This is a genomic window from Janthinobacterium sp. TND4EL3, from assembly GCF_900156175.1.
Lineage (GTDB): Bacteria > Pseudomonadota > Gammaproteobacteria > Burkholderiales > Burkholderiaceae_D > Janthinobacterium.
In genome coordinates, this window is record NZ_FTMV01000016.1 from 37,189 (window position 1) to 49,486 (window position 12,298).

At 66.6% G+C, this 12,298-nt stretch carries 11 protein-coding genes; all 11 read right to left on the bottom strand.

Annotated elements, in window-relative coordinates; genetic code table 11:
- Nucleotides 1-21 precede the first annotated feature (21 nt).
- The gene (locus tag BXA07_RS30390; protein WP_139335704.1) at nucleotides 22-1,041 is read right to left on the bottom strand and encodes a hypothetical protein; all 1,020 of its coding nucleotides are present in this window, start codon (nucleotides 1,039-1,041) and stop codon (nucleotides 22-24) included.
- Nucleotides 1,042-1,517: 476 nt separating this feature from the next.
- On the bottom strand, nucleotides 1,518-2,441 hold the full coding sequence (locus tag BXA07_RS22450; RefSeq protein ID WP_083708460.1) for a diguanylate cyclase domain-containing protein: 924 nt from the start codon (nucleotides 2,439-2,441) through the stop codon (nucleotides 1,518-1,520).
- Nucleotides 2,438-6,982: a PAS domain-containing protein gene (locus tag BXA07_RS22455; RefSeq protein WP_244556368.1), complete on the bottom strand. Its 4,545-nt coding sequence runs from the start codon at nucleotides 6,980-6,982 to the stop codon at nucleotides 2,438-2,440. Before BXA07_RS22455 ends, BXA07_RS22450 begins: the two co-directional genes overlap by 4 nt.
- 221 nt (nucleotides 6,983-7,203) lie before the next feature.
- The gene (locus BXA07_RS22460) at nucleotides 7,204-7,569 is read right to left on the bottom strand and encodes a YgiW/YdeI family stress tolerance OB fold protein (protein WP_076571032.1); all 366 of its coding nucleotides are present in this window, start codon (nucleotides 7,567-7,569) and stop codon (nucleotides 7,204-7,206) included.
- A gap of 27 nt (nucleotides 7,570-7,596) precedes the next feature.
- Nucleotides 7,597-8,169 carry a prepilin-type N-terminal cleavage/methylation domain-containing protein gene (locus BXA07_RS22465; protein WP_076571034.1) on the bottom strand — a complete coding sequence of 191 codons (573 nt, stop codon included), beginning with the start codon at nucleotides 8,167-8,169 and terminating at the stop codon, nucleotides 7,597-7,599.
- An 87-nt stretch (nucleotides 8,170-8,256) separates the two neighbouring features.
- Complete coding sequence (locus tag BXA07_RS22470; protein WP_076571035.1) at nucleotides 8,257-8,991, bottom strand: hypothetical protein; 735 nt, start codon at nucleotides 8,989-8,991, stop codon at nucleotides 8,257-8,259.
- The gene (locus BXA07_RS22475) at nucleotides 8,991-9,770 is read right to left on the bottom strand and encodes an ABC transporter permease subunit (protein WP_076571037.1); all 780 of its coding nucleotides are present in this window, start codon (nucleotides 9,768-9,770) and stop codon (nucleotides 8,991-8,993) included. Before BXA07_RS22475 ends, BXA07_RS22470 begins: the two co-directional genes overlap by 1 nt.
- The gene (locus BXA07_RS22480) at nucleotides 9,770-10,486 is read right to left on the bottom strand and encodes a type II secretion system protein (RefSeq protein WP_076571039.1); all 717 of its coding nucleotides are present in this window, start codon (nucleotides 10,484-10,486) and stop codon (nucleotides 9,770-9,772) included. Before BXA07_RS22480 ends, BXA07_RS22475 begins: the two co-directional genes overlap by 1 nt.
- On the bottom strand, nucleotides 10,483-11,202 hold the full coding sequence (locus BXA07_RS22485) for a hypothetical protein (protein WP_244556369.1): 720 nt from the start codon (nucleotides 11,200-11,202) through the stop codon (nucleotides 10,483-10,485). Before BXA07_RS22485 ends, BXA07_RS22480 begins: the two co-directional genes overlap by 4 nt.
- Nucleotides 11,199-11,615 (bottom strand): hypothetical protein, encoded by a 417-nt coding sequence (locus tag BXA07_RS22490; protein WP_076571040.1) that lies wholly within the window; start codon nucleotides 11,613-11,615, stop codon nucleotides 11,199-11,201. The genes BXA07_RS22485 and BXA07_RS22490 overlap by 4 nt, the downstream gene beginning before the upstream one ends.
- Nucleotides 11,612-12,295: a hypothetical protein gene (locus tag BXA07_RS22495; RefSeq protein WP_244556370.1), complete on the bottom strand. Its 684-nt coding sequence runs from the start codon at nucleotides 12,293-12,295 to the stop codon at nucleotides 11,612-11,614. Before BXA07_RS22495 ends, BXA07_RS22490 begins: the two co-directional genes overlap by 4 nt.
- Nucleotides 12,296-12,298 lie beyond the last annotated feature (3 nt).

Sequence of the window (12,298 nt, forward strand, 5' to 3'; positions counted from 1 at the left end):
GAGGCCAGAGTGAAAAGGCCATCAGGCAGTGCCTACTTCCTGGGCCGGTTTAGCGGCGAGTAGGGCGTAAGCCCACATGCGGCGCACTGTGCCGCAGCTTGCAGCCAGCTGGCCAGGTGGCCGACCTGGGGATGCTTTCGAAGACTTTTTCCTAATCGATATCAATAAGATTAATCCGATTGCGGCTAAAAGAACTGTCGGGGGTTCGTCAACTGCATTAATTGGCGCACCTGCAACTGAAAGCAATTCCAGGTTTGTCGTGTCGCTGAACTGCATGGTCATGGTGCGCGATGAATTGACCACTCCGTTGCAGCACACATTGGCATCGAGCATGGCGCCGACGTAAAATTCCTGCCCCGGGAGGACATCATAGAGAATCTCCAGTATCCACCGATCGGTCGATGATAATGAGACCGATAAATTTCCCAAATTGGTTGAATTTGTACTGCATCCTGTAAATCCGCCAATAGGGCAAATGCCATCGATGCTGTAATTGTAGTCATTGCTTGTGAATACGCCTATGCGCATGAGTGAGTGGCCGAGTAGCGGATTATCTTCAGGTAGATGAATTTCAGTATCGAGCGCGGCGCGCAGGGACAGTTGATTCGGGCTCGATCCGTTGTAACGATACCGTGCGACAGACCAGATATTCGCATCCATCATCGTTCCAGTTTGGCCGGTATATTTTGAAGGGTCTGGATTGTTTATTTGCGGGGGGATGCCATATGCATAGGCATAGGCACCCAGTTTTGGAAGATAGTTCAGGTCATTGAATTGCCCGCCAACATGGGCAGCGCCGTATTGGGAATTAATGGAATCAATAAGTCTCCCTGTCTCGTTTTTTTCTTGCGCAACAAGCGGTGAGGAGGGCGTTATGGCGAAATTGCAGCTTCCCGTAAAGGTGTATCTGCAGCCATAGCCAGCCAGATAGCTTCCGAAAACCGCGGCAGGTTTTGGCACAGGCAGCGTGACCTGGGCCACTGCATTTAGTGAGATGAAAAAAAATAGCAGAGTTTTTGCAAAAAATATGAAAGATTGCATCGTCATCTCCCGTTATTTGAAAAATAATTTGAACACGAGTTCCTGGCCATGGATTTGTCCCCGCACAAATAAAACGATTACGCGCACCACCGTTCGCCAAATTACTGTGTGTTATTGGTGTGATGTGGAATTTTTAGTTTATATGCGGGAATTTTTCAGAGGGCTGAAAAATATATTGCATTGAGGCGTGGCCTGGGAAATGACGCCGCATGTGATATGTCGTTGGCATTGCCGAATTGAAGTAATTGCAGGATAAAAAAATTTATCTGCCGGTAATTTAATTGGAGTTCCGGGCGGAACGAAAAAATCGCCATACAATTTTAATTCTATGGCGCACTTTATTTATTCCCTGCCAAATGTCAGCTGGCCGAGATCAAGAATCTCCGACCTTGAAATCGCCCAATCAACTGTTGGCGGATAGCGGCGCGGCATTCGCAGCAGATGCGCAATCGGCGGAAACGGCACAGCCTCTCCGCTCACTCCCCCTCCGACGCGCAATACCTGTCCCGCCCCGTATGCTTGGCGCGGTACAGCAGGGCGTCGGCGGCGCGGATCAGGGCGCTGGGGTCCATGCCTTCCGTGGGCATGACGCTGGCCATGCCCAGGCTGACGGTGACGTGGGGGCCGGCGCTCGACCTGGCGTGGGCAATTTCCAGCGCGCGCACTTCCTCGAGGATGCGCTGGGCCACCACTTCGGCGCCGTCGCGCGTTTCCTGCGGCAGCAGGATGATGAATTCCTCGCCGCCGTAGCGCGCCAGCAGGTCGGGCGGGCGCACGGCGCAGCGGCGCAGGGCGGCGCTCACCTGTTGCAGGCACAGGTCGCCCGCCTGGTGGCCATAGGTATCGTTGTAATCCTTGAAATGGTCGATGTCGGCCATGATGATGGCCATCGGCACGCCGTCGCGCGCGCAGCGCCGCCATTCGCTGTCCATGGCCTCGTTGAAGCTGCGCCGGTTGGCCACGCCCGTCAGCGAGTCCGTCAGCGACAGTTCGCGCATGGCGTCGGCCTGCCTCTTGATGGTCAGCTGGCTGCGCACGCGGGCGCGCACGACGGCGGCATTGAACGGCTTGGTGATGAAATCGACGGCGCCCGCTTCCAGCGCCCGCGTCTCGTCCTCGGGCTGGTTCAGGGCCGTGACGAAGATGACGGGGATGGCGCTGAGGATGGCCGATTCGCGCAGCGCATTGCAGACGGCGTAGCCATCCATGCCGGGCATGACGGCGTCGAGCAGGATCAGGTCCGGCAGCTGATTGTGCGCAATTTCCAGCGCCTTTTCTCCGCTCAGGGCAAACAGCACCTCGTGCTCCTCGCGCAGCAACTGGTGCAGGATCTGGATGTTTTCCATGGCGTCATCGACGATGAGGATGCGCCCATTCATGGCAAGGTTGGTCCAGCTCACTTGTTTTCCTCTCGTTTCAGCTGATCGAGCACGAGTTTTTCCGCTTCGGAGAAATTCAGCGTTTCGATCGCGTTTGCCATCGCCAGGGCCGCTTCCCGGTCTGACTGTTGGATGGCGGGGTGCAGGGCGTGGAAACGGGCCAGCGCCTTCAGGTTGTTGTTACGTATCAATACGAGCAGTTCGGCCAGGCCGGCGCGCAAGTCGATCTGCCCGTCGCCGGGCGCGGCCGCCAAAGGCTCGCTGCGCGGCAGGGGCAGGGTGCGCGCCGCCACGATGACTTCGCTCATCGCGTTTTCTAGCTGCTGCAGCAGGCTGGCCGTGGCCTGCGGCGGCGCCGCTTTCAGCGCCTTTTCCGCCGCGCCGGCCAGGCTGGCGACATGCGTGGCGCCCAGGTTGGCCGCCACGCCGCACACGCGATGCAGCAACTGCGCCGCCTGCTGCGCCTGGCCGGCGGCCAGCAGGCGCCGCGTTTCCTCGACGGCGTCGCCTTGCGAATTCTCAAAGCGCTTGAGCAGGGCCAGGAAGGCGCCGTAGTCGCCGCCGAAGCGGTGCAGGGCGGCCGCCAGGTCGATGCCGGGCAGGCTGGCGGGCACTTCCGGGGTGGCGGCGGCGGGAGCGCCGGGCGGGGCCGCGCCATTGCCGGCCGCGCCCGCCAGTGCCGGCACGAGGCGCGTCAGGGTCGCGATCATGTCGTCGACGTCGATGGGCTTGGCCACGTGCGCATTCATGCCGCTGGCGATGGCGCGCAGGCGGTCCTCGTCCATGGCGTTGGCCGTCATGGCCACGATGGGCAGGTCCGCCAGGCCCAGCGCGCGGATGGCCCGCGTGGCTTCGTAGCCGTTCATGACGGGCATCTGCAAGTCCATCAGCACCACGTCCCAGGCGTCCGGCGTGTGCGCGAGCAAGTCCACGGCCAGCCGGCCATTGGCGGCCACGGCCACGTGTGCGCCCGAGTGCAGCAGTATGTACTGCGCCACTTCCTGGTTGATTTCATTGTCTTCCACCAGCAGCACGCGCACGCCGGCCAGCAAGCCAGACAGGGGCGTGGACACGGGCAGCATGGATGGCGCGCTGCGGCCATTGCGTCCGTCGCGCACGGCGCTGACGGCCGCCAGCAGGCGCGCCGGCGTGGCCGGTTTGGCGACGATGCCGGCGAGCATGAGGCTGTCGGCCAGGTGTTCGAGGTTTTCGCTGTCCTGGTCGGCCACCAGCATGATCACGGGCGGCAGCGCCAGCAGTGCATCGGCGCGCGCCTCGGTGAGCATGGATATGCCGTCCATGCCCGGCATGGCCGCGTCGAGCAGCACCAGGTCCGCCGCCTGCGCGCCGTCGGCATGGGCGCGCAGCAGGGCCAGGCCGGCCGCGCCGCCGTCGGCGCTGCGGCTGTGCCAGCCCTGCGCCGCGCACCAGTCTTCCAGCATGGCGCGCACGCTGGCGTTGTCGTCGATGATCAGCAGCGACAGGGGGGGCGGCCGGCCGCCGGCGCGTGCATCGGCCGCCGTTCCGGCCGGTTCCTCCGCCACGCGCTCGAAGCGGCAGCGGAAGCGGAAGTCCGACCCTGCGCCCAGGGTGCTGCTGACGCTGATGTTGCCACCCATCAAGTCCACCATGCGGCGGCAAATGGCCAGCCCCAGCCCCGTGCCGCCGTACTTGCGGCTGGTGCTGCTGTCGCCCTGGGAAAACGCGTCGAAGATGTGCTCCTGCTCGGCCGCGCCGATGCCGATGCCCGTGTCGCGCACGGAAAACTCCACGGTCACGCTGGCCGCATCCTCGGCCACGCTGCGGATGGACAGCACCACCTCGCCCTGCCTGGTGAACTTGACGGCGTTGCCCACCAGGTTGATCAGGATCTGCTCGACGCGCAGGGCGTCGCCGACCAGTTCGGCCGGCACGCGGGGATCGAGCACGAAGACGGGCTCCACGCCGCGCGCCCAGGCGCTGTTGGCCAGCAGCACGGCGACGCTGCCCAGCATGTGCTCGATCTGGAAGCGGCGCCGCTCCAGCACCATCTGGCCCGCCTCGATCTTGGAAAAGTCCAGCACGTCGTTGACGATGTTGAGCAGCGACTGGGTCGCCATCTGGATCTTGCCGACATAGCTGCGCTCGCGCCGCTCCAGCGGCGACTCTTCCAGCAGCCGCGCCAGGCCGATGATGGCGTTCATCGGCGTGCGGATTTCATGGCTCATGTTGGCGACGAACTCGCTCTTCGCCACGCTGGCCGCCTCGGCCTTGTCGCGCGCGCGCCCCATCTGTTCGTTGAGTTCGTGCAGGCGCAATTCCGTGCGCTTGAGTTCGGACACGTCCGAGGCCAGCACGAAAAAGCCCCGCACGCCGCCGTTGTCGTCGAAATCGGGGATGTAGTTGGTCCACGTGTGGCGCACCTGGCCCGCCGGGTCGAGCAGGTCGCGCTCGAAGCTTTGCGGCCGGCCCGCCAGCACGCCTTCCACGTGGGGCGCATACACGTCGAACAGTTCCTGCCCCAGCAGTTCGCTCATGTGGATGCCCAGCAGCTCGGCGCTGCTGCGGCCAAACCACTCATTGTAGAATTTATTTGCAAATTGGCAACGCAAATCGTGGCCCCAGTACGACACCATGCCGGGCAGGTTGTCGGTGACGGTGCGGATGAAGCGCTCGCTCTGCTCCAGGCGCCGGGTGGTGGCGTGCAGCACCTCGCTGGCCCGCTTGCGCTCCGTGACATCGATGGACACGCCCAGCACGTGGCTGGCGCGCCCCGCGTCGTCGCGCAAGACCACCTTGCGCGTGGTGAAATGGCGCGTCGTGCCGTCGGCCGTGTTGATCGCTTCCTGATCGATTTCCACCATCTGGCCCGTGGCCAGCAGCTTGCGGTCGGCGCCGACGAAGGCGGCCGCCTGCTGCGGCGGAAAGAAGTCATGGTCAGTCTTGCCCAGCAGTTGCTCGCGCGAGCGGCCCAAGGTCAGCTCCGCATGGCGGTTGACCATTTCAAAGCTGAGCTTGTCGGCGCGCTTGACGAAGACCATGGCCGGGATGTTTTCGATGATGGTGGCGAACAGGTGCTTGGAGCGGCGGAATTCCGCTTCCGCGCGCTTGCGCTCGCTAATGTCCAGCCACAGGCCCGAGACGCCCAGCAATTGCTGTTCCGGCCCGAAGATCGGGTGGCAGGAAACGACCCAGTGGCTGATCTGCTCGCGCTGCTGCCCGCTATGGCCCTTCAATTCCATGTCGACGATGGGCAAGCCCGTTTCCAGCACCTGGCGCAGGCAGCGCTCCACTTCGGCCCGCACGGCTTCGTCGTACAGCATGGCGCCCACGGGGCGGCCCAGGTGCTGCGTCACGCTGGCCCCGTTGATGGCCGCCAGGTACTGGTTGATCATGACGATGTGCAGCTCGCGGTCGACGAACAGCATGCCGATGGGCGCCGTCGCATACACGGTTTCCAGCAGGCGCGTGGATTTCTCCAGGGCCAGCGTGCGCTCGGCCACCAGGCTTTCGAGCTGCGTGCGGTGGCGCCGCAGGTCGCGCTCCAGCGCGCCCAGGGCGTCGGCCATGTCGGCCGATTCGCGGTCCGAATGTTTGCTCCAGATCAAAGGCTTGCCCTGCGCCAGGGCCTGGATCTGCTGCGTCAGCTCCTGCTGGGTGCGCGCCAGGCGCCCGCCCACGCGCCAGGCCAGCGCGTAGGCGGCGCCCAGCAGCAGGGCCAGGATCAGGGAGCCCGTGACGACCGAGCGCAGCAGGGCGTCCGCCACGGTGCTCGTGCGTATCGTGACGGCCACGGTCCAGCCGTCGCCGCGCGCGCGGTGAAAACCCGTGTAGACGTCGATGCCTTCCAGCGAGGCATGGCGCAGCACGCCTTCGCGGGCCTGGCGCATCGCGTCGAGCAGGGGCGCCGCGCTGCGCTGGCCCACGTAGCGCTGCGGCGCCAGGGTGCGCGCCACGTTGATGCCGTCCGCATTGATGATGACCGCGCCCAGGTAGGGCGGCATGTTCAGGCTGCGCATCAGCATGGGCAGGTAATCGGCCGGGTACAGCGCCGTGAGCACGCGGTCGCCGCCCGTGCCGCCCGGCTGGCGCGGCAGCGGCAGGTTCAGGGCCAGCTGGGGCGCGCCGTCGGCCGTCGTGAGCAGGCTCGTCAGGCGTGGCTTGCCGGCGTCGCGCGCGCGCTGCAGGCTGGCCATCCATTTCTGCGGCAGGGGCGGCGGCGCCTGGCCGGCCGGCAGCGCCGTATTGAGCAGCTGGCGTCCCGAGGCGTCGGAGACGATGAAGGTGGCGGCGGCAGGTCCGGGAGGCAGCACGGCGTCGGCCAGCGCGCGCAGGGCGCCACTGTCGCCGGCCTGCAGGGCGGGTGCGCGGGCGAGGATGCGCGCGGCCATCTGCGCGCCGTCCAGGTCGCGTTCGACGGCGGCGGCCACGGCGCGCGCCGCCTGCGCCGTCTCGCTGACGACGTGGTCGCGTTCGCGCGTGTAGCTTTGCGCCACGAGCAGGAGAAAGACCAGCGCCGTCGGGAAGACCCAGGCGAGCACCAGCCATGAAATTCTTGAGCGTATCGAAGGCAAATCTTGCACCCGGAAAGCTCCCAGAATGGATGAGTCGACAGGCAGGCTCGCGCTGGCGCTGGCTGACCTTGAATGAAAAGATGCTAGACGAAATTGATTCTTCTGACAAGCCTAGTTTCTGGCCCGAAAAAAGAGTTGCACAAGGCACACAGGGGAGGGCGCCGCGCCGCGCAGGGGCAGGGGCAGGCGGGAGGCGTTCCGCCGGCGCGCGGCGGGACGCCAGGCAGGGCTTACTGGACGACGGTCAGCACGTCGACATCGATTTCCGGGCTTTCCATGAAATCCTTTTCCACTTCGCCGCGGATTTCCACCAGTGTTTTGGCGTCGATCTTGCGGTTCATGAAGACTTTATTGTCGATTTCCACGCGGATTTCCGCCGTGCCATCGGAGAAAGTGTATTTTTCGTTGCCCACCTTGCGCAGCAGGTGGCCGCGCAGCACGACGGCCTGGTCGTCGACGGGATTTTTCAGGACGGCGGCGACCGTCTTGGGCGCGTCGGGACCGACGGACGGCCCCACGTACTGGGCTTGTGCGCTGCCGGCCAGCACGGCGCAGGCGGCGGCCACGGAGATGATGAATTTACGGTGCAGTGTCATGGTATTCCTTCCATAGTGACGGCCTTGTCAGAAAAACACGGCGGTGCGGGGAATGATAGCACCGGTATTGCCATATGGCATGTTCGCCCGGACGGAGCCCGTGCTGGCCACGCCATCGTCGAGTTTGCTGTCTATCTGCTCGGCGTAGCCTTCCGGCAAGTTATCGAAGCGGATGCCGTTGCCGGCGCGGCCGCCCACTTCGTCGTTGTACAGGTAGACGGCGCCGCCCTGGGCGCTGGTCATGAACTGCGAGGTGCCGTTGTACGAGCCGGTAATGAAGCCGCCCAGTGCCAGGTGCTGCGGCGCCAGCGTGAATTCGCGCGGCTGGCCGTCGCCGATCTGGCCGTCGCCATTGCCGTTGCCGGCCGAATTGGGCACGTGCACCGTGCCCTGGATGTCGTCGCCGGGCAGGGCGCGGAATTTGTCCTGGTAGGCGTTGACGGCGGCCGTCAGCGAATTGGACTGCTGGATGATGTTTTTCACCTTGGCGCTGTCGATCAGGCCTTGCCCCTTCAGCACGCCGCCCAGCAGCAGCCCGATGATGACGAGGACAATGGCGATTTCGACGAGCGTAAAGCCGTGCTGGCGATGTTGTGGCATGGGAATTCCTTATAAAAAAAGTGCGGCAGCCTGGTGTCACAGTTTACTGCAATTGGCATCGTGTGCGCTGGCATTTCAGGCGCCCGGTCACGGCGCCGCCTTTGCTTTCTTTGCGGCAATTTGGCTGGCAAGCTCGTCGAGCCGGCCGGCGAGAAAGGCCAGTTCGTGCGGGTCGCTGATCTGGCCGCTTTGTATCAGGCCGCCGATCACCAGGCGGGCGCTGTCGAGCTGGTCCATGTCTTCCAGGATGAACGCTTCCATTTCGCGCGCCCACGGCGGCACCTGCGGCCCCGTCGCCAGCCGGCGCAGCGCGCGCGCATAGCCGAGCGCCAGCGGCAGGTCGTGCAGCTGGTGTTTGGCCAGCAGCACCGCCTGCGCCATGGCGGGCCAGCGGCGCGCCGGGTCGGCCGCGAAGCTGGCGGCAATGAAGTCGAGCATGCGCCGCGCGCGCACGGGGTCGGCCACGCCCGCATACACCTCGCTGGCGGCCACCAGCGCGTAGCGGCTGCGCGGGTCCAGCGCCTGCGCCGTGTCCAGCCAGCCGGCCAGGCGGTCGTAGTCGAGCTCCCGCCACGGCAGGCTCACGCCGGGCTGGTCCTCGAACGATTGCAGGTACAGCAGCATCGCCTTCGACATGGCCAGCGGCTCGCCCAGGCTGGCCAGGCGCGCCACGGCCGCCGGCGGCGGCGCGGGCAGCGGCCGCGCCCGGGCAGGGTCCTGCTGCTGCGCCAGGCGCCAGCCCAGCTGCAGCAGCAGGCTGGCCGCCAGCAGCCAGCACAGGGCGCGCGGCACGGTGGACCAGGGACGCAGGGCGGCGCGCATCAGATATTCCTGCGGTAAAAGTCGCACAGCGCGCAACTGGCCAGCAAGCCAGCATAGATGATGGTTTGCGCCGCCACGCCGGCCAGCGCCTGCCAGCCGCCGCTGGCGTACAGCAGCCATTCCGTGCGCGTAAAATCGTCGAGGCGCGGCAAGAGCAGGGCCAGCACGTCGATGGCACCCGTCATGGCCTGCTGCGGCCAGGAATGGCCCGTCAGCGGGCCGTGCGCCAGCAGCTGCAGGCTGCCCACCGTGCGCGCCAGCACGTAAAAGCCGCCGGTGGCGGCCAGGGCCGGCAGCGCCTGCTGCAGGCTGGCCGCGCACAGCAGGCTGAAGGCGGCCACGATCCACAATTCGCCCAGCAGGGAGGCGGCCCACAGCGCACTGTGCGCGGCCGGCGCGACCAGCGCCACCAGCAGGCCGAACAGCACGGCCGGCACGCCGGCCAGGACCGCGTAGCCCAGCAGCTTGCCCAGCAGGTAGGCGGCGCGCGGCATGGGCAGCGCCAGCAGCAGTTCCAGCCCCTTGTCGGCCGCTTCGCGCGCCATGCTCGTGACGACGAAGGTGGCCAGCAGGAAGACGCCGGCCAGGCGCAGCGTGGCCGCCAGCAGGGCCGTCTGCACGGCGGCGCTTTCCGTCAGCGCCAGTTGCTGCAGGAAGCCGGCCAGGCCTGCGCCGCCGCAGGCCGCCAGGATGAACAGCCACAGCAGGCGGCTGCGCAGCGCCTCGAGCAGGGTGTAGCGGGCGATGGTGAGGGCGGGCCGGAGCATCGTTGGCGGCATCAGCGGGGCAACCTTTGCGCCGCCACCATGCGGTTGAACAGGATGTTCGGCGACAGCCAGACGACGAGGTCGTCGAACTCGCCGCCCGGCTGCTGCGCGCCGCTGGCGGCGCGGCTGATGTAGATGTTGGCGCTCGTTGCATTGTTGCGTTCGTCGACATTGTTGCCCATGGGCACGACCTGGCGCTGGCCCTGCACGCTGGTGGCGCCATAGCCGTTCTTGCCATGTGACATGATCATGGCAGGGATGTCGTTCAGCGCCGTCGCCTGCAGCAGCGGGCCGCCGTTGCGCGTGACGATGCTGATGTCGCGCGGCGTGCCCAGGTTGAACTGCTGTTCGCTGTCGCTGAAGGCGGGCGTCACGCTGTAGCGCAGCAGGTGGTTCCAGCTGTCCGCCTGGCGCAGTCCCAGCGTGGCCCAGGGCAGGAAGCCGACGCGCTTGTCGCCGTTGCAGCGCGCGCCGCGCCGGTCTTCCAGGCCGTTCATGGGCGAGACGGCGGGACAGGGCAGGTAGCCGTAGCGCAGCGCGTAGCCCGTCAGCGCTTCCTTCGCCTCTTCCAGCGCCTGTTGCGTCTCGGCCACCTTGCGCTGCTCCAGCTGCACCGTCAGGGGCGTGACGAGGCCGCCTATCATGAGGCCGACGATGACCAGCACGATGGCGATCTCGATGAGGGAAAAGCCCGCCTGGCGGCGGTGCTGCGGCTGGCGGACGCTCATGGCAGGTTGCGCGCGGCGCGCATGCGCTGGTACAGGACCGGCACGCTGATCCAGACCAGCATGTCGTCGTAGGCGCCGCCGGGCACGCCATCCTGGGCGCTGGCCGGGCGGCTGATGTAGCGGCGGCTGTCGCTGTCGTTGGCGGCCTCGTCGACGTTGCCGCGCGCCGTATTGACCTGCCGCATGCCGCTGGCGGCCGTGCCGAAGCGCTCCCTGCCTTGCGAGAACAGGACGGCGGGCAGGCACTGGGCGCTGACGTCGCACTGTTCCTGGCCCGCCACGTAGGCGAGTTCGCCGCGCGCGTCGCGGCGCAGCACGACGCGGTTGGCGACGGCGGAAAATGAAACGATGGGCGCGCGCGCCATTTCCGGCGTGACGCTGTAGCGCAGCAGCTTGCCCCAGGCATCGACCCCCGTCACGCCCAGCGCCACCCACGGCAGGAAGCCGCTGCAATCGGCGTCGCCGGCGCAGTCGGCGGGGCGCTCGCGGCCGTCGAGCGCGGAGGCGGCAGGGCGGGGCAGGCGGCCATTGGTCGCCGCAAAGCCCAGCAGGGCGTCGCGCGCCTGCGCCAGGGTCAGCAAGGTGCGCTGCTGGCGCGCCGCCTCGCCCGTATTGCGGCCGAAGGCGCCGATCAGCAGGCTGGCCGCGCCCAGGCCCAGCACAGCGACGAGCAGCAGCAGGGCGGCGCCGCGCTGGCGCTGTGCTTGCGGCATCATGGCTGTCTCTCCGGCGCTTCCGTGACGGCGCCGGTGGCCGGGTCGTAGCGCTGGCCCGGTTTCAGCAGTACGACCTGCCCCGTCGACAGGCGCAGGCTCAGGGTGCTGTCCCTGCCGCGCGCCAGGCTGTTGTGCGGCTCGGTTTGCGGCGTCTCGTTCAGCCAGACGGTGGAGCGCCCGCTGCTGCGCTGCACCACGCCCTTCAGTTCGACGGGCGGGCCGGGCGGCGGCGGTGGCGGCGGTGGCGGCGGCGCGGTCACGGCCGGGCCGGCGGCCGGCTTGCCGTAGCGCTGCGCATCGAGCGCGCTGCGCTGCTCGGGCGTGGAAAACAGCCGTCCCAGCTGCGGCACCTGGGCCTGGAGGGAAGGCACGGCGCCGGCCAGCAGCGCGCACAGGAGGGCGGCGCGCTTCATGGCCGCCCCAGCACGGGCACGGCCACGCTGCCCAGGGTCAGCCACAGCAGGCTGCAATCGGCGCTGAGGACGCCAGGCATGGCGGCCGGCGCGCCCGGTGCGGCCGCGCCGCTCGCCCCGCTGCGCTTGAGCGAGCATTCCTGCACGGCGAAATAGCCCGATCGGCGCAGGTCATCGAGCAGGTCCAGCAAGTCCATTTCATGCAGCAGATCCATGCGCAGCTGCATCACGCTGCCGCGCAGCTGGTACTGGCCCATGACCATGGGCGAGGGCACGGACAGCACTTGCTGCGCGCCGATATCGTAGCTGATAGGCAACAGCTTGCGCTGTTCCTGGCTCAGGCGGATGGCGTCGATCCAGGCCAGGCGGTTTTCCTCGCCGATCAGGCCGCGCTGGCGCAGGGCCAGGAACTGCGGTTCGTAGGCGCGGATTTCCTGCTTTTCCGCTTCCGCATGGTTGAACAGGCTTGCCGCCGTCGAGCGCGTGCGGTGGGCGATGTCCAGCTGCTGCGCCTCGCGTTCGCGGTAGGCGATGCTCAGGCTGAGCAGCAACAGGCTGCTCAGCATGGTCAGCGTAAAGCACAGCAGGGCCCGGCGTATCAGCTGCAGTTCGCCCAGCCAGGCGGGCAGGGCGCGGGCGGGCGGGGCGGCTTTCTTCATGCCGGGCAGCGGCTGTTTCACGGG

Coding starts and splice junctions, on each gene's coding strand:
- BXA07_RS22485 (WP_244556369.1), bottom strand. CDS start 11,202: ATGATGCCGCAAGCACAGCGCCAGCGCGGCGCCGCCCTGCTGCTGCTC.
- BXA07_RS22480 (WP_076571039.1), bottom strand. CDS start 10,486: ATGAGCGTCCGCCAGCCGCAGCACCGCCGCCAGGCGGGCTTTTCCCTC.
- BXA07_RS30390 (WP_139335704.1), bottom strand. CDS start 1,041: ATGCAATCTTTCATATTTTTTGCAAAAACTCTGCTATTTTTTTTCATC.
- BXA07_RS22475 (WP_076571037.1), bottom strand. CDS start 9,770: ATGCCGCCAACGATGCTCCGGCCCGCCCTCACCATCGCCCGCTACACC.
- BXA07_RS22470 (WP_076571035.1), bottom strand. CDS start 8,991: ATGCGCGCCGCCCTGCGTCCCTGGTCCACCGTGCCGCGCGCCCTGTGC.
- BXA07_RS22460 (WP_076571032.1), bottom strand. CDS start 7,569: ATGACACTGCACCGTAAATTCATCATCTCCGTGGCCGCCGCCTGCGCC.
- BXA07_RS22490 (WP_076571040.1), bottom strand. CDS start 11,615: ATGAAGCGCGCCGCCCTCCTGTGCGCGCTGCTGGCCGGCGCCGTGCCT.
- BXA07_RS22465 (WP_076571034.1), bottom strand. CDS start 8,169: ATGCCACAACATCGCCAGCACGGCTTTACGCTCGTCGAAATCGCCATT.